The sequence below is a fragment of the Brachybacterium sp. GPGPB12 genome, assembly GCF_038396325.1.
In the GTDB taxonomy this organism is placed as follows: domain Bacteria; phylum Actinomycetota; class Actinomycetes; order Actinomycetales; family Dermabacteraceae; genus Brachybacterium; species Brachybacterium conglomeratum.
The window spans coordinates 670,675-687,188 of the sequence record NZ_CP149573.1 but is presented as its reverse complement, the minus strand read 5'-3'; the positions used below and the strand labels follow the sequence as shown (position 1 = coordinate 687,188).

The window sequence follows — 16,514 nt, the reverse complement described above, 5'->3', positions numbered from 1 at the left end:
GCGTGACTCAGGGAGCGATGCCGAGCACCACGACGCCGCCGGGCGCGACGGTGACCGTGCGGTCACCGACCGGTCCGGGCGGCAGGTCCTCGGGGGACTCCAGCGCCGTGTCCAGCGGCACCTTCGCCGCGCCCTGCGGCCAGGGGGCATCCGGCAGGCGCACCTCGGTCGGCTCCGCGGCGCCGGAGAGGATCACCAGCAGGTGCTCGGCGCCCTCGCGGCCGTGGACCGCCGGGCGCGACATGACCAGCACGTGCCGGGTGGGGTCCATCCACTCCTCGTGCGCCATCGGCGCCCCGGTCGCGTCGAACCAGGCGATCTGTCCGGCGTCGAGCCGCTCCGGGTCCGCCGGGCGCAGGAAGTGCGGGGCCCGCGGCTGGGGGTGCTCGCCGCGCGCTGGGAGCAGGCGCACCACGGTCGCGCGCGACCTCTCCGCCGCCGCGGTGCGGCGCCAGTCGACCCAGGAGATCTCGTTGTCCTGGCAGTAGGCGTTGTTGTTGCCGTGCTGGGTGCGGCCCCGCTCGTCGCCCGCGGTGAGCATCGGGGTGCCCGACGCCAGCAGCGGCGTGGCCAGCACGCCGCGGGCGGTGCGCCGGCGGGCGGCCTCGATCTCCTCGCGGCGCGGGTCGCCGGGCGGGAGCTCGCCCTCGTGCCCGTGGTGGAAGGAGCGGTTGTCCGAGGTGCCGTCGCGGTTGTCCTCGCCGTTGGCCTCATTGTGCTTGGACTCGTAGGCGGTGAGGTCGCGCAGGGTGAAGCCGTCGTGGGCGGTGACGTAGTTGATCGAGGCCCAGGGGGCGCGCAGGCCGCGCCCCTCGGGCAGGCCCGGCGGGTCCTGTCGGGTGAACATGTCCGAGGAGCCGGCCAGGCGCGTGGCGAGGTCGCGGACCCCGCCGATCCCCGGCTCCCCGGTGCGCTCGCGGGCGGCGCGGTCGGCCAGCCAGAAGGCGCGCACGTCGTCGCGGAAGGCGTCGTTCCACTCGGCGAAGGGGGCGGGGAAGTTCCCCGTCTGCCAGCCGCCGGTGCCCACGTCCCACGGCTCGGCGATGAGCTTCACGTCCCGCGGCACGGGGTCGGTGACGATCGCGCGCAGCAGCGGATGGTCGGCGCGGAAGCCGCGGTCGTCGCGGCCGAGCGTGGTGGCGAGGTCGAAGCGGAACCCGTCCACGTGCACCTCCTGCACCCAGTAGCGCAGGGAGGCGAGGACCAGATCCATCGTGTGCACGGAACGGGGGTCGAGGGTGCCGCCGGTGCCGGTGACGTCCTGGGGGACGCCGTGGTCGGTCCAGTAGTACTCGAGGTTGTCCAGGCCGCGCAGCGAGAGGGAGGGGCCGTCGCCGCCGCCCTCGGCGGTGTGGTTGTAGACCACGTCGAGGATCACCTCGAAGCCGGCCTCGTGCAGGCGGCGCACCATGGTCTTGACCTCCTCGAGCACCGCCTGGGCGCCGGCCTGCTGGGCGGCGGCGGTGGCGAGGGAGGGCTCGGGGGCGAAGTACGACATGGTCGAGTAGCCCCAGTAGTTCGTCAGCCCCAGCCGGGTCAGGTGCGGCTCGTCCATCGCGGCGTGGATCGGGAGCGACTCGATGCTGGTGACGCCCAGATCCCGCAGATAGCCGGTGACGGCGGGGTGGCCGAGCCCGGCATAGGTGCCGCGCCGCTCCGGCGGCGACTCCGGGTGCGACCGGGTGAAGCCCTTGACGTGCGGCTCGTAGAGCACGGTCGCGTCCCAGTCGATCATCGGCCGCAGGTCGTCCTGCCAGTCGAAGGCGTCGTCGACCACCACGGACCACACGGCGGAGTCGCCGCTGTCGACCTCGCTGCGCTGGGGGACCTCGTCCCGGCGGTCCAGCATCGCGTCGACCTCGAAGGGGAAGAAGGCGCTCAGCAGAGGGGAGGAGTGGGAGACGCCGCGCGCCCAGGGATCCAGCAGCGGCTTGCGGGGATTGGCGAGCATCCCGCGCCGGGTTCCCACGGGCCGTCGACCCGCGACCCGTAGCGGGTGCCGGGGGTCATGCCGGTGACGTGGTCCCAGTGCAGGCCCCCGTCGTAATGGCGACCTCTGGCGGTGCTCGGCGGCGCCCTGGCGGAGGCACAGGTCCACCGCTCGGGCGCGGGGGGCGGCGACGGCGAAGGTGCCCCGTCCCTGCTCGTCGACGACGAGGCCGGGGGAGGTGGGGGCCACGGGCGGGGTCGCGCGGTCGAAGCGGTCTGCAGGCACGGGCCCAGTGTCCCAAACCGGCCTCCGCCGTCCCACTCGAGGTGGGCGGGGTCTCCCGGGCGGAGGCTGATCCCGTGCACGGCGGATCCCTTCCGGGGCGGGCGCGTCGGCGGGCGGCGTCCCCGCCCGGTGCCGTCGGACCGCTAGGATCGGTGCGGTGGTGCGGCCCCGTCGCCGACGGGGAGGCGCCGCCGGCTGGGCCGCGGGCGCCTCGGCGTCCGGCCGCCTCGGGGAGGGGCCGGACCGCCCCTGGACCTCTGCACGGCGGTCACCAGCACCGACGGCACGAATCGATCGCATGACGGGGGATCCGCGGCGCATGAGCATTCCACCCACCCAGCGGCCCGGGTCCTCGGCGCGCCCCCCGGCGCCGCCCGCCCGCCCCGCGCCGCAGGGCTCGGCCCCGAGCGCCTCAGGACCGAGCGCCTCCGGACCGGGCGCCCCGCCTCAGGGCGTCCAGGGCCAGGCGCCCCAGGGCCACCGTGCCCCTGAGCGACGGCCCGGCGGCTTCGCCCCCGCCGCCCGCGCGATCTCCCCCGGCGATCTCGAGCGCGCGGCGCGATCGTCTCGACGATCACGAAGGTGTTCCAGTCCCGCGTGGTGGGCCAGGAGAACCTGCGCCTGTCGCTGCTGACCGCGCTGGCCGCCGGCGGGCACGTGCTGCTGGAGTCGGTGCCGGGCCTGGCGAAGACCACCGCCGCGAGCGCGCTGGCCTCCTCGATCACGGGCTCCTTCGCCCGTATCCAGTGCACCCCCGACCTGATGCCCAACGACATCATCGGCACCCAGATCTTCAACTACGGCTCGGGCACCTTCACCACCCAGCTCGGGCCGGTCCACGCGAACGTGGTGCTTTGCTGGACGAGATCAACCGCTCCAGCGCCAAGACGCAGTCGGCGATGCTCGAGGCGATGCAGGAGCGGCAGACCTCCATCGGCGGCGAGGTGTACCGCCTGCCCGAGCCGTTCATGGTGCTGGCGACCCAGAACCCGATCGAGGAGGAGGGCACCTACGTCCTCCCCGAGGCGCAGATGGACCGCTTCCTGATGAAGGAGATCCTCACCTACCCGCGCCCCGCCGAGGAGCACGAGATCCTCGACCGCTCCACCACCGGCGCCCTCACCGGCCCCCGCGAGGCCGTCGGCACCGTCACCCTCGAGGACGTCCGCTTCCTGCGGCAGATGGTCGACCAGGTCTACGTCGACCCCGCCGTGAAGCGGTACATCATCGACCTGGTCTTCACCACGCGCGGCTCCGGCCCCCGCCCCGTCCCGAACCTCACCCAGTCGGTGCGCGTCGGCGCGAGCCCCCGCGGCTCCCTCGCGCTGATGCGGGTGGGCCAGGCGCACGCCCTGTTGCACGGCCGCGACTACGTCACCCCCGACGACGTGCGCGCCATGCGCTACGGCGTCTTGCGCCACCGCCTCGTGCTGACCTTCGACGCGCTCGCCAGCGGCATCAAGCCCGAGCAGATCATCGACGCGGTGTTCCACGCCGTGCCGATGCCCTGACCGGCCGCGCACGAAGGGACCACGATGGCGACCTCGCTCCTCACCCGGGTCAAGGCCCGGGTGGACCTGCACACCTCGAACCGGGCGCGCGGCCTGATCCAGGGCCGCGGCCGCTCGCTGTTCAAGGGCGCGGCGAGGACTTCGACGACCTGAAGTACTACCAGCCCGGGGACAAGATCTCCGACATCGACTGGAAGGCCACGGCCCGCTCCGGCGAGCCGCTGATCCGCCAGTTCAACGAGGAGCGGGTGCGGCACCTCTCGATCGTCGCGGACACCTCCTCGTCGATGGCGGCGACGGCGGCCGACGGCTCCTCCAAGCGGGACGCGATGATCCTCGCCGCCGGGATGGTGTGCTTCCTGGCCCAGAAGAGCGGCGACCTGGTCGGAATGGTCGGCGGCGGCGAGTCGAGCCCGCTGCAGCCGCCCTCCCGCTCCAGCGACGGCCATCTCGAGCCGCTGCTCGCGCACCATCCAGCAGGGCACCACCACGGCGTCCCCGAGCGCGGACAGCGCCTGGGCGCTCGAGCGCGCCTTCCGCGTCACCACCCGCTCGACGCTGATGACCCTGATCACCGACGAGGCCCATCCCTCCGTGGAGGACTTCACGCCGCTGCGCCGCCTGACCACCCGCCACGACCTGCTGGTGATCCGCATCGCCGATGCGGACCCGCCGCAGGGCGAGGAGCTCGACCACGACGTGGTCGACGTCGACGCCCCGCGCGAGATCGCGTCCATGGCGCGCACCTCGGCGAAGGTCGCCCGGGACGTGGCCGCCTACCGCCGCGCCCGCAGCGAGGGCATCACCGAGATGCTCGACCGCCTCCACGTCAGCCACCTGCTCACGCGCGGCGAGACCACGGTCGTGGACGACATGATCGCGATGCTTTGCGCGCCCGGGAGTACCGCCATGCCCGTGCCTGACCCGCTGCTGCGCCCCGCGGCGCGCCTGCTCGCCGAGCCCGCGCCCGGCGGCGAGATCATCGACCCGCCCCAGTACTCGATCGCCTGGGTGATCCTCGCGGTGCTGTGCGTGCTGGTGATCATCGCCCTGATCGTGGGGACTCTGAAGATCACCCGCGCGATCGAGAAGCGGATCGCCTACCGCTTGCGCCCCAGCGACCTCGAGTCGCTGAAGGCCGAGTTCCTGCGCGCCGTGAACGAGCTCGCCGACCGGCACGAGGCCGAGGAGCTCGGCGCCCGCGAGGGCCACCACGAGCTCACCGGCGTCATGCGCCGCTTCGTGAAGCGCACCACCGGCCACGACGTCACCAGCCAGGACCTCGCCACGCGCGCGCCGATGCGCGCACCCGCGCCGTCGGCGAGCTGATCGCGGACCTGTACGAGCCCGACTTCGCCCTGGCCTCGGACCGCGAGCCGCGGGAGTCGGTGCGGCGCGCCCGGGAGGTGATCCGGGCATGGTCATGACCTTCTGGTGGGTCACCGCCCTGCTGCTGCTGGCCGCGATCGTGGTCTGGGCGATCACGTTCTGGAACCGTCGCTCCCTGCGCCGCTCCCCGGTGCTGATCGCGAACTCGCAGTACATGGACCGGATCCCGAGCTTCGCCCGGGCCCAGCGGGTCGCGCGCGTGGTGCGGGCCGCCCAGGTCGGCATCGCCGTGCTCGCGGTGCTCGCCGCCTCGCTGCTCTCGGGCCGGATCGCGAGCGAGCGGATCGAGACGCCCGAGTTCGCCAGCCGCGACATCGTGCTGTGCCTGGACGTGTCCGGCTCGATGTACGAGTACGACACCGAGATCCTCTCCACCTTCGCGGAGATGGTCGACTCCTTCGAGGGGGAGCGGGTGGCGCTGACGATCTTCAACTCGACCAGCCGCACCGTCTTCCCGCTGACCAACGACTACGACCTGATCGAGCGCGAGTCGCGCGAGGGCGCGGAAGCGATCGACTTCGACGAGTTCGGCTACCGGCTCGGGAACAAGGACTACCCCGAGGAGAAGGTGCGCCAGTACGTCGAGTTCGTCGAGGGCACCAAGGGCATCCCCGACGAGGCCTCGATCGTGCCCGACGGGCTCGCATCCTGCGCGCAAGTCTTCGACCAGGCGGAGCAGGACCGGTCGCGCTCGATCATCTTCGCGACCGACAACGAGGTCAACGGCGAGCCGGTGTTCACCCTGCAGGAGGCGACCCAGCGCGTCGCCGACCGCGAGATCGACCTGTACACCTTCTATCCCGGCGCCTACGAGTGCGGCCCCGGCCGCTTCGAGGAGCCGCAGACGGCGACCGAGGACCAGGACGGCGAGCTGTACGAGTCCTCCGACCCCCAGGCGATCCCCTCGATCATCGGCGAGATCCAGAAGAATCAGGCCGAGGTGCTCGGGGCGGAGCCGTCCGTGGTGCGCACCGACCATCCCGCGATCGGCTTCACCCTGACCTTCCTGTCCCTGGTGGGGATCCTCGTGCTGGGCTGGAGGTCGCGCTGATGCACCTCGAGATGCTGATGCCCCTGTGGGCGATCATCCCGCTGTTCGGGGCGATGCTGGTGCTGTGCACGGTGATGCTCGTGCGCCGTCCCCGCCAGCGCGGCGCCTGGGCGCGGCGCACCCTGATGGTGCTTGCTGTTGCTCGTGGTCGCGGCGCGTCCGGTCACCCCGATCGAGGGGGAGCAGACCCAGCGCATGAACGCGAACGTGTTCTTCGTCGTGGACCGCACCGGTTCGATGAACGCCGAGGACTACGCCGGCGAGCGACCGCGCCTGGAGGGCGTGAAGCAGGACATGCAGCAGGTGATGTCCATGACCGAGGGCGTCCGCTACTCGATCATCGCCTTCGACTCCACCGCCACCGAGCGGCTCCCGCTGACCACCGACGCGGGCGCCGCGAAGGCCTGGGTCGACACCCTGACCACCGAGCCCACCGCCTATTCGACCGGCTCCAACGTGGACCGGCCGCCGCCGTCCCTGCTGAGGGAGATCTCCGACGCGAAGCGCGAGGATCCCGACTCGTCCGTGCTGGTGTACTTCCTCTCCGACGGCGAGAACACCGACGGGCAGGAGTCGGAGTCCTTCTCGCAGGCGGCCGGCTTCGTCGACGGCGGCGGCGTGCTCGGCTACGGCACGGCCGAGGGCGGGCCGATGAAGATCCAGGGCGGCGAGGACCACGGCGAGTACATCACCGGCCCCGACGGGCGACCCGGCATCTCCACGATCGACGAGCAGCGAGCTGCAGACCATCGCGGGCGAGCTCGGCGTGCCGTATCTGCACCGCACCGACCCCGACGCCCCGATCGAGGGCACCATGGACGGCATCACCCTGCGCCCGGTCCCGACGGAGTCCACCCGCGGCGTGGCGAGCTTCGACGACTGGTACTGGTTCGCCTCGATCCCGCTGACGGCCCTGCTGATCTGGGAGCTGGGGGAGATGACCTACCGGCTCCCGCGCCGGCTGGACCGCCACGACATCCGAGGAGCACAGCGATGAGCACGTCCCTCGACCCGCGCCCCGCGACGCCGGCCCCCGACGCGTCCCGGCCGCCCGCGCTCGCGCAGGACACCCGCGGCGGCCGCGAAGGACTTCGGGCTGAACCGGGCCCGGTCGCGGAAGGTGCGGATCATCGTGTTCGCGATCCTCGCCCTGCCGATCCTGGCCCTGGCCCTGCTGGCGCTGAAGTTCGTCTCCATGCCGATCGCGCAGGCCACCCACCTGGACGCCTACGGGGAGCAGGACTACCCGACTGCGATCGAGCGCCTCGCCCCGGTGCAGGTCGCCAACTGGTTCGAGCCCTACCTCCCGCACCTCTCCGAGGGCACGACCCTCCTCCAGCAGGGGGAGGACGCGGCCGCGGAGGCCGAGCCGCGGATCGCGCTGGAGGAGTGGAACTCCCACAGCGACCTGAACTCCCCGATGCACGCCCAGTGCAAGATCCTCAACAACCTCGCGCTCTCCATCGAGCGCCAGGCCGACCTGATCGAGGACCCCCAGGCGCGTGCCGACCGGCTCTTCGAGGCCGAGGAGCCGCTCGCTCCGTGCGCCGGCGGCGGAGGCGGCGGCGAGGGCGAGGGTCAGGGCCAGGGCGGCGGCGGTGGCGGCGAGGGCACCGGCAACGAGGACTCCGAGACCACCGAGGAGAACGGCGAGCGGGTCGAGGAGAAGCGCCGCGGCGCCGACGAGGAGGCCGGCAACGATCCCGACGAGCGCGGCACCGAGCAGGGCGGCGAGGGCGAGGACCAGGGCGACACCCCGCAGCAGCAGGACCCCGGCGAGCCGAAGCAGGACGACCCCGAGGGGGACGGACCCGAGGAGGAGAAGCCCACCGACGGCCCTTCCGAGGAGGACAGCAAGGACGACGAGGTCGAGCGGCCGCAACCGCGACGCCCAGGGCGGCGACGGCGGCGACGAGACCGGCGGCTCCCCGCAGGACCCGGAGCGTCCCTGGTGACCGCCGACGCGACGAGCGCGCAGCGAGCAGGGGACGGCAGGGGAGCGCGCCTATCTCGACCACGCCGCGACCACGGTCCTGCGCCCCGCCGCCCGGGACGCCTTCCTCGAGGCCTCGACCGCCTGGGGGAATCCCTCCTCGGTCCACACCGCGGGCCGGCGCGCCCGCGGAGTGCTCGATGAGGCGCTGAGTCGCATCGCGGAGCCGCTCGGCGTGCCCCGCGCCTGGCTGATCATGACCTCCGGCGGCACCGAGGCGGACAACCTCGCGGCGCGCGGCGCGCCGCTGGGCGTGCGGGCGAAGGACCCGGCCCGCGGCGCGGTCGCGGTCGCCGCGACCGACCATCCCGCCGTGCTCGCCACCGCCCGTGCTCTCGCCGCCGGCCCCGACCAGTTCGCGGCCGCGCGAGCCGCCCGTCGACCCCCACGGCGTCTTGCGGACCGACGGGGTCGAGCAGGCGCTGGCCGACTCCCGCGTCGGCGTGCTCAGCGCCGCGCTGGTGAACAACGAGACCGGCGCCGTCCAGGACATCGCCGCGCTCGCCGAGGCGGCCCGCGCCCACGGCACCCTCCTGCACACCGACGCGGTCCAGGCCGCCGGGCACGTGGCTCTGCCCGGCTCCGAGGACGTGGACCTGATGTCCCTGTCAGGGCACAAGATCGGAGCCCCCGTCGGCGTCGGCGTGCTCGTGGCGCGGCCGGGCGTGCCCTTCGCCCCGACCAGCACCGGCGGCGGACAGCGCCGCGGGGTCCGCTCCGGCACCCTCGACGCCGCCCAGGCCGCGGCCTTCGCCGCCGCGCTCGAGGAGGCGCTCGCGGAGCGGGAGCAGCGCTCCGGCGAGGTGCGGCGACTCGCCGCGCGCCTGCGCCGCGGGATCGCTCAGATCGACCCGTCGGTCCGCTTCACGCCGCCGGAGGACTCCCCGCAGTCCGGGCACATCCTCCATCTCGTCGCGCCCGGCGCGGACAGCGATGCGCCGCTGTTCCTGCTGGACGAGCGCGGGATCGACTCCTCCGCGGGCTCGGCCTGCTCGGCCGGGGTCACCCAGGCCAGCCCCGTCCTCGCCGCGATGGGCGTCTCCGACGAGGACTCCCGCGGCGCGCGCGGCTGTCGCTGGGCTGGACGAGCACCGAGCGCGAGGTCGAGCTGCTGCTGGCCGCGCCGCCGGAGGCGCTCCAGCGGGCCCGCGCCGTCGGCTCCCTGCGCCGCTGAGCACGGGGCGCATCTCACGTCCCCAGGGCTCTGGGGGAGGGGCCCCGGCTCCGTAGACTCGTGGGGATGCGCCCGCAGGGGCGGGCAGGGACGCACCACGGAGGAGGACGCACCATGAAGGTGCTCGCGGCGATGAGCGGTGGCGTGGACTCCGCCGTGGCGGCCGCACGGGCCGCCGACGCCGGCCATGAGGTGGTCGGCGTGCACATGGCGCTGTCGAAGAGCCGCGACCAGACCCGCACCGGCTCCCGCGGTCGCTGCACCGTCGAGGACGCCTCCGATGCGCGCGTCGCCGCCGAGAGGATCGGCATCCCCTACTACGTCTGGGATCTCTCCGACGACTTCCACGACCTGGTCGTGGAGGACTTCCTCACCGAGTACGCGGCCGGCCGCACCCCCAACCCGTGCGTGCGCTGCAACGAGCGGATCAAGTTCGCCTCCCTCCTCGAGCGGGCCACGGCGCTGGGCTTCGACGCGGTGTGCACCGGGCACTACGCCTCGATCCGCGCCGACGGCCCCGGCGGTGCCCCTCCCTGCACCGCTCCCGCAACCAGGCCAAGGACCAGTCCTACGTCCTGGCCGTGATGGGCCCGGAGGCGGCCCGACGCTCCCTCTTCCCGCTCGGCGAGGACGAGACCAAGGAGGCCGTCCGCGCCGAGGCGCGGAAGCGCGGGCTCGGCGTCTCCACCAAGCCCGACAGCTACGACATCTGCTTCGTCGCCGACGGCGACACCCGCGGTTTCCTCGAGCGGCACCTCGGCGAGGCGCCCGGAGAGGTCGTCGACACAAGCGGCACGGTGCTCGGCACCCATCGCGGCACCCACGGCTTCACCGTCGGCCAGCGCCGGGGCCTGGGGATCCAGCGACCCGCCGCCGACGGCGCACCCCGCTACGTGGTCGACATCGACCCCGCCTCCCGACAGGTGGTGATCGGCGCGGCCGAGCCGCTCTCCCGCCGCGAGCTGGTCGCCACCGACCTGATCGCCTTCGAGCCGCTCGAGGCCGGCCGCGCCGTCACCGCGCAGATCCGCGCCCACGGCGAGGCGCGCCCGGCACGATCCTCGAGGTCCCCGCCGCCTCCGCGCGCACCGGGACCGCCGCCTCCGACGACTCCGCCTCCGACGGCCTGCTGCGCGTCGCCCTCGACGCCCCGGTGCGCGGGGTCGCGCCCGGCCAGACCCTCGTCCTCTACGACGGCGACCGCGTGCTCGCCGCGCCCACCCTGGAGCGTCGCCCATGAGCCCCCTGCTCACCCTCACCGGTGACGGCACCTTCCGCGCCCCGACCGCGGAGGAGGCCCAGCGCCTCGATCTGCCCGACGACCCGCACCTCGCCGCACTGCTGCGCCTGCGCGCCCTGCTGGGCGACGACCTCGAGGAGCAGATCGCGACCCGGCTCTATCTACCCTCCGCGTTCGGCCTGGACGAGACCGACCACCTGCTGCCCGCGACCCTCGCGGCCGCTCGCCGAGACCACCGGCGACCTGGTCAGCTACGGCTGGCGGCTCGGCGCCGGGACGGGGCTGGCCTGGCGCGACGCCCGCGAGCCGCGGGCCCGGGTGCTGGACGCCGCGCGGATCGCCTGGCTCGGCTTCGAGGGCACGGTGATGGCCACGACCCTCGGGCCCGCGACCCTCGCCGGGGCCACCTTCCTGCAGTCCGGGGAGCGGACCCTCGCCGATCCCGGCGCAGTGCGGGACCTGCCGATGCTTGCTGGCCGAGGGGCTGGTGGACCACCTCACCGAGCCGCGCGAGCGCGTGCCCGGCGGCCATCAGCACGTGCTGGTGCGCGAGGACGCGGTCGCCGCGATCCACCAGGGCCGCATCCCCACCCCCTCGGGCCGTCGCCGCTACGACCCGCTCCCTGCTCCCGAGATCGCGGTGCTGTGGCGCTCGCTGTACGTGGCGCTGGAGGACTACGGCCTGGACGCCCGTGACGTGACCCTCGGCGTCGGTGCCGACATCGCCCTGCTGCGGGCGGCCCGCGAGGCGGGCGCACGGCGCATGGCGATCGCCCCGCGCCGCCTGCCCTCGCTGTCCACTCCCGAGGGGCGCGCGCTCTGGGAGGGCATCGCCGAGGCCGCCGACGACGGCTGTGCCTTCGAGATCGTGGTCGACCCCCGCCCCGGCGGGAACCTCGCCCCCGAGCTCGAGACGATGCTGGAGACCTGGAGGCGCCTCGGACATTCCGAGACCGATGCCGCGGGCGTCACGGTCATCGCGCACACCGGCGCCTCCCACGGCCTGCACTCCGGCCGGGTGGATCCCTCCGCCCAGCCCGAGCACTCGACCCTGCTGGACGAGGCGGCGCTCGAGGCGATGCTCCGGATCGCCCCCACCTGGGCGGAGCGCGTCTCGGTCTGACGCTCTCCGCCTCGCCGCCCGTCGGCCCCGTGCGCGACAATGTCCCCGTGACGACGAACGAGCCCGATCCCCGCCCCGCCGACGAGACCGCCGATGCGCAGCGGCGCATCGCCGAGCTCACCGCCCGCATCGAGCAGGCGCGGGTGGACTACTACGAGCACGACGCCCCGACAATGGCCGACGGCGAGTACGACGCGCTGGAGAAGGAGCCGCGGGCGCTGGAGGAGGAGAACCCGCGGCTGGCCTCCGAGGACTCGCCCACCCGCACCGTCGGCGGCGCGCGGCTGGGGGCCTGCCCACGATCGTGCACGCCGAGCGGATGCAGTCGCTGGACAACGTCTTCTCCCTCGAGGAGTCGCGCGAGTGGTGCGAGCACGCCGCCGCGGAGCTCAGCGCCCCGGTGCGCTTCCTGAACGAGCTGAAGATCGACGGGCTCGCGATCAACCTCCGCTACGAGAACGGCGAGCTCGTCACGGCCGCGACCCGCGGAGACGGCCGCACCGGCGAGGACGTCACCGCCAACGCGCGCGCATCGAGGGGATCCCGCAGCGACTCGAGGGAGAGGGGCATCCGCCGCTGGTGGAGGTGCGCGGCGAGGTGTTCATGCCCACCAAGGCCTTCGCGGCGCTGAACGACCTGCAGGTCGAGCCGCGCGAGCGCGCCGTGGCCGAGTCCCGCACCCGCTGGGAGGCGCGCGACACCACCGGCACCCGCGCCTTCGACGAGGACCGCGAGATGCTCGCCGCGACCCGCCGCTTCCCCACCTTCGCCAACCCCCGCAACACCGCCGCGGGAGGCCTGCGCCAGCGGCTGGAGAAGAAGGACGGCCTCGAGCGCGAGGCCGGGGAGGCGCGCCTGGGCTCGCTGCGCCTGACCGTCCACGGCCTCGGCGCCTGGCCGGACCCGCCGGTCGACTCCCAGTCCGAGATGTACGAGTCGCTGAAGTCCTGGGGCCTGCCCACCAGCGCCCACCTCGGCGTCGCCGACACGGTCGACGAGGTCGCCGCCTACGTCGAGCACCACGGGGAGCACCGCCACGACCTCGAGCACGAGATCGACGGCATCGTCGTCAAGGTCGACTCCTTCGCCCAGCGGCGCGCGCTGGGCTCCACCTCCCGCGCCCCGCGCTGGGCGACCGCGGTGAAGTTCCCGCCCGAGGAGGTCACCACCAAGCCGCTGGACATCCAGGTGCAGGTGGGTCGCACCGGCCGCGTCACCCCCTTCGGGATCATGGAGCCGGTGCTGGTCGCGGGCTCCACCGTCGAGAAGGCGACGCCGCACAACCAGTTCGACGTCGAGCGCAAGGGCGTGCTGATCGGCGACACGATCGTCGCGCGCAAGGCCGGGGACGTGATCCCCGAGATCCTCGGCCCGGTCGAGTCGCTGCGCGACGGCACCGAGCGCCCCTTCGTGATGCCGACGGAGTGCCCCGCCTGCGGCACCGAGATCCGACCCGAGAAGGAGGGGGACAAGGACTGGCGCCGCCCGAACCGCCGCAACTGCCCCGCCCAGGTCACCGGCCGGGTCGAGCACGCCGCCTCCCGCGGCGCCTTCGACATCGAGTCGCTCGGCGAGGAGAGCGCGATCGCGCTGACCGACCCGGACAAGCGCCGCCCCGAGGCGCTCGCGGCGCTTGCCGAGGGCCACGCGGTCTACCTCCCGATCCGCGACGTCTCCGACACCGAGCTCGACGCCTTCGTGGTCGTCAAGAACGGTGACGTGGTCCAGGGCACCGACGGGGTGCCGCTGCTGCGCATCACCTCGGTGGACGACCCGCTGCTGCCCGCCGTGCAGGAGCCCGTGATCGACACCGGCGCGGACCTCTTCGACCTCACCGCCGACGCGCTCGCCGACGTATTCGTGTGGCGACCGGAGCGGCGCGACGGCGTGCCGACGGGGGACTGGCGCATCCAGCCCGCCTTCTGGACCCGCCCCCAGTTCCGCCATTACAAGCGCGAGAGCACCTGGAAGCAGGTCAAGGAGCCCGCGGCGCTGAAGACCACCGAGGAGCTGATCGCGGAGCTCGAGAAGGCGAAGGACCAGCCGCTGTGGCGGGTGCTGGTGGCGTTGTCGATCCGGCACGTGGGCCCGGCCGCCGCGCGCTCGCTCGCCACCGCCTACGGCACGATGGACGCGATCCGCGAGGCGAGCGTCGAGCGGCTCGCCGAGACCGACGGGGTCGGTCAGATCATCGCCGAGGCCGTGGTGGAGTGGTTCGAGACGGACTGGCACCGCGAGATCGTCGACGGCTGGGCCGCCTCCGGCGTGCGGATGGCCGACGAGGTCGAGGAAGGCTTCGTGAAGACCCTCGAGGGCCTCACCGTGGTGGTCACCGGAGGGCTCGACGGCTTCACCCGCGACGGCGCGAAGGAGGCGATCATCACCCGCGGCGGGAAGGCCTCCGGCTCCGTCTCGAAGAAGACCGACTTCGTGGTGGTCGGCGAGAACGCCGGCTCCAAGGAGACCAAGGCCCGCGACCTGGGCCTGCGGATCCTCGACGAGGCCGGGTTCGTGGCCCTGCTCGAGGGCGGTCCGGACGCGGTCGCCCTGCCGGACGAGGCCGAGGACGACGGCGCCGACGGGGACGACGCCGCGTCGGAGTGACCCGGCCGTGAGCGCAGGTGCGGTCCTCGCCGCCGGGCCCCGCCACAGCCTGGGACTCCGCGCGGACGGGACGGTGCTCGCCGCTGGTGCGGAGTCGGCGGGGGAGTGCCGGGTCGAGGGCTGGCGTGAGGTCGTCGCGGTCGCCGCGGGCGGCGTGCACGCCGCGGCGAACACCGGCCGCTCTCACTCCGTGGGCCTGCGTGCGGACGGCACCGTCCTCGCCACCGGCTGGGATGCCCACGGCCAGTGCGCCACCGGGGACTGGCGAGACGTCGTCGCCGTCGCGGCCGGCTGGCGCCGCACGGTCGGCGTCCGGGAGGACGGCACCGTCCTCGCCGTCGGCCGTCGTGCCGAGGGTGCCTGCGACGTCGAGGACTGGCGGGGCATCGCGGCGGCGGCCTGCGGGGACTGGCACACCGTGGGGCTCGTGGCCGACGGGACGGCGCGGGCCACGGGCAACGACTCACGCGGCCAGTGCAGGGTGGGCGCCTGGCGCGACATGGTGGCCGTGAGCGCAGGGCACCTGCACACCGCCGGACTCCGCTCCGACGGCCACGTCCTGCTCACGGGATCGCTCGACGGGCGCGAGGAGATCGCGTCCTGGCAGGGCGTCGTGGCGATCGCCTCCGGCGGCGACCACGTCCTCGCCCTACACGAGGGCGGCTCCGTCTCCGCGGCGGGCGCCCTCGGCCATGCCGAGGAGGTGCGAGCTTGGACGGGCGCGGTCGCCCTCGCCGCCGGTGCGCGCCACAGCCTCGCGCTCGGAGCGGACGGCCGTGTCCTCGCCGCAGGCGACGATTCCCACCGTCAGCTGGGCCTCGCCGGAGCCTCCCTCGGTCCACCGGTGCGTCCGGTCACCGGACCCAGGAGCATCGAGGACGAGCGGGCCGACGGTCTCGACACCGCTCACCCGTGATGGAAGGGTGCGTGATGCACATCGCACCCGACAGGAAGGCCGCTCGACCATGAGCGCCCGGCGTCCCGCCCAGCACTCCGACCCGACCATGCCCTCTCATCCACCTGCGCCCCGTCCCGGCGTCGACCGACGCACGCCGCTGTGGGGAGCCGGCCTGCTCGGCGCTGTCACCGCGACCGGGGCTTCGCTTGCTCCTGCCCAGGTCGCCCCCGCGCCCACGGAGGTGGATCCGGCCGCGTTCCGACTGACCGCCGACTACACGGAGTACACCGCGCGGGTCGAGGCGCCGCTCGAGCAGGCCGGGCGGGCGAGCGTCAGCCAGGTGATGGACGACGCCAACCACGAGCGCACCCCCGCCACGGTGATCGACACCCAGGTCCACGGCTTCCGCTTCGCCACGAGCGATGAGAACGACCCCGATGCCTTCCCGCAGGGGATCGCCACCAGCCGCGATGCGGTGGGCACCGCGGGCAACGGCCGCTACGACGGCCGTCAGGTGATCGCCGTGAGCTTCTACAACAACTCCCCGAAGTCCAGCCGCATCAACCTCATCGACTGGGACGCGAACTACCCCAATGCGTACCGACGGATCCTGCTGGTCGAACCGACCGGGACCGCGGAGGAGCCCAGCTTCCGCGACGTGGAGATCCACGCGGGCGGGATCGCCTGGTACGGGGACCGGCTCTACGTCGCGGACTCCGCGGCGGAGCCCGGCGGGATGCGCGTGTTCGACATGAGCAAGATCCTCACCACGGACACCGGCGGCACGAAGGACCAGATCGGTCGTGTGGGCGACACCTTCTACGCGCACAACTACGCCTACGTCCTGCCGCAGGTCGGGATCATCTCCTCGGAGGTGGAGGCGGGCACCGAGCCGCTCGTGTGGTCGACGATCTCGCTGGATCGCGTGACCCGCTCGATCGTCATGACCGAGTACCGCTGCGACGACAGCTGCGACAACTACCCCACGGGCACCACCCGTGCGGTGCGCTTCGACTTCCAGGAGGGAGGGCCCACCTTCGCCGGGACCACGACGGCGAGCGAGGCGCTCGAGGTGCCCCTTCACTTCCTCAACGGCGCCGGGTCCCACAACGGACGCTGGTGGTTCAACAGCTCCCGGCACAAGACCCTGAGCTACTGGTCCGGCGAGGGAGCGCTCACCACCTACCCCTGGGTCTCCTGGGGACAGTCGATCAGCTACTGGGAGGATGCGGACGGCCCCGACCTGCTGTGGTCCCTCACCGAGGGCGAGGGATTCCGTGCGGTGTTCGCCGTGAAGCAGGCCGGCTACAGCTGAC

16 protein-coding genes and 4 pseudogenes are annotated in these 16,514 nt (G+C 73.5%); 19 read left to right on the top strand and 1 reads right to left on the bottom strand.

Translation table 11 applies throughout. From position 1 onward, the window contains the following. Positions 1-7 precede the first annotated feature (7 nt). The gene (glgX, locus tag WKH84_RS03770) at positions 8-2,515 is read right to left on the bottom strand and encodes a glycogen debranching protein GlgX (RefSeq protein WP_341856766.1); all 2,508 of its coding nucleotides are present in this window, start codon (positions 2,513-2,515) and stop codon (positions 8-10) included. Positions 2,516-2,797: 282 nt separating this feature from the next. On the opposite strand from glgX, the pseudogene WKH84_RS03765 reads away from it, so the two are divergent. The 19 genes and pseudogenes from WKH84_RS03765 to WKH84_RS03675 form a co-directional block, all read left to right on the top strand. Continuing rightward, positions 2,798-3,013 (top strand): annotated as a pseudogene (locus tag WKH84_RS03765) (AAA family ATPase); the annotation flags it as partial. 101 nt (positions 3,014-3,114) lie between these two features. Beyond that, positions 3,115-3,726, top strand: a complete 612-nt coding sequence (locus WKH84_RS03760; protein WP_341855661.1) for a MoxR family ATPase — start codon at positions 3,115-3,117, stop codon at positions 3,724-3,726. Positions 3,727-3,750: 24 nt separating this feature from the next. After that, positions 3,751-3,879, top strand: a complete 129-nt coding sequence (locus WKH84_RS03755; RefSeq protein WP_341855660.1) for a hypothetical protein — start codon at positions 3,751-3,753, stop codon at positions 3,877-3,879. Then, positions 3,876-4,058 (top strand): annotated as a pseudogene (locus tag WKH84_RS03750) (DUF58 domain-containing protein); the annotation flags it as partial. The gene WKH84_RS03755 and the pseudogene WKH84_RS03750, both read left to right, overlap by 4 nt. A 229-nt stretch (positions 4,059-4,287) precedes the next feature. Continuing rightward, complete coding sequence (locus WKH84_RS03745) at positions 4,288-5,055, top strand: hypothetical protein (protein ID WP_341855659.1); 768 nt, start codon at positions 4,288-4,290, stop codon at positions 5,053-5,055. An 88-nt stretch (positions 5,056-5,143) separates the two neighbouring features. Further along, positions 5,144-6,166 (top strand): vWA domain-containing protein, encoded by a 1,023-nt coding sequence (locus tag WKH84_RS03740; protein WP_341855658.1) that lies wholly within the window; start codon positions 5,144-5,146, stop codon positions 6,164-6,166. A gap of 195 nt (positions 6,167-6,361) precedes the next feature. Beyond that, a pseudogene (locus WKH84_RS03735) lies at positions 6,362-6,685 on the top strand (VWA domain-containing protein); the annotation flags it as partial. Positions 6,686-6,932: 247 nt separating this feature from the next. Further along, entirely contained in the window at positions 6,933-7,163 is a 231-nt protein-coding gene (locus WKH84_RS03730; RefSeq protein ID WP_341857067.1) for a hypothetical protein, read from the top strand. A 135-nt stretch (positions 7,164-7,298) separates the two neighbouring features. After that, positions 7,299-8,303, top strand: coding sequence for a hypothetical protein (locus WKH84_RS03725; RefSeq protein WP_341857066.1), 1,005 nt, complete (start codon positions 7,299-7,301; stop codon positions 8,301-8,303). Next, positions 8,200-8,439 (top strand): annotated as a pseudogene (locus WKH84_RS03720) (aminotransferase class V-fold PLP-dependent enzyme); the annotation flags it as partial. The gene WKH84_RS03725 and the pseudogene WKH84_RS03720, both read left to right, overlap by 104 nt. Positions 8,440-8,488: 49 nt before the next feature. Next, positions 8,489-9,451 carry an aminotransferase class V-fold PLP-dependent enzyme gene (locus WKH84_RS03715; protein WP_341855657.1) on the top strand — a complete coding sequence of 321 codons (963 nt, stop codon included), beginning with the start codon at positions 8,489-8,491 and terminating at the stop codon, positions 9,449-9,451. Continuing rightward, a complete protein-coding gene (locus WKH84_RS03710; protein ID WP_341855656.1) occupies positions 9,448-9,918 on the top strand; it encodes a hypothetical protein in 471 nt (156 codons plus the stop codon). The genes WKH84_RS03715 and WKH84_RS03710 overlap by 4 nt, the downstream gene beginning before the upstream one ends. Beyond that, positions 9,918-10,598, top strand: a complete 681-nt coding sequence (locus WKH84_RS03705; RefSeq protein ID WP_341856765.1) for a tRNA methyl transferase PRC-barrel domain-containing protein — start codon at positions 9,918-9,920, stop codon at positions 10,596-10,598. The genes WKH84_RS03710 and WKH84_RS03705 overlap by 1 nt, the downstream gene beginning before the upstream one ends. Before the next feature lie 462 nt (positions 10,599-11,060). Then, positions 11,061-11,696, top strand: a complete 636-nt coding sequence (locus tag WKH84_RS03700) for a hypothetical protein (RefSeq protein WP_341855655.1) — start codon at positions 11,061-11,063, stop codon at positions 11,694-11,696. Between the two features lie 47 nt (positions 11,697-11,743). Continuing rightward, positions 11,744-12,109: a hypothetical protein gene (locus tag WKH84_RS03695; protein ID WP_341855654.1), complete on the top strand. Its 366-nt coding sequence runs from the start codon at positions 11,744-11,746 to the stop codon at positions 12,107-12,109. Next, complete coding sequence (locus tag WKH84_RS03690; RefSeq protein WP_341855653.1) at positions 12,016-12,327, top strand: hypothetical protein; 312 nt, start codon at positions 12,016-12,018, stop codon at positions 12,325-12,327. The genes WKH84_RS03695 and WKH84_RS03690 overlap by 94 nt, the downstream gene beginning before the upstream one ends. Then, entirely contained in the window at positions 12,276-14,300 is a 2,025-nt protein-coding gene (locus WKH84_RS03685) for a helix-hairpin-helix domain-containing protein (protein ID WP_341855652.1), read from the top strand. Before WKH84_RS03690 ends, WKH84_RS03685 begins: the two co-directional genes overlap by 52 nt. Before the next feature lie 7 nt (positions 14,301-14,307). Continuing rightward, a complete protein-coding gene (locus WKH84_RS03680) occupies positions 14,308-15,216 on the top strand; it encodes a chromosome condensation regulator (RefSeq protein WP_341855651.1) in 909 nt (302 codons plus the stop codon). A 49-nt stretch (positions 15,217-15,265) separates the two neighbouring features. Continuing rightward, on the top strand, positions 15,266-16,513 hold the full coding sequence (locus WKH84_RS03675) for a hypothetical protein (RefSeq protein WP_341855650.1): 1,248 nt from the start codon (positions 15,266-15,268) through the stop codon (positions 16,511-16,513). Position 16,514 lies beyond the last annotated feature (1 nt).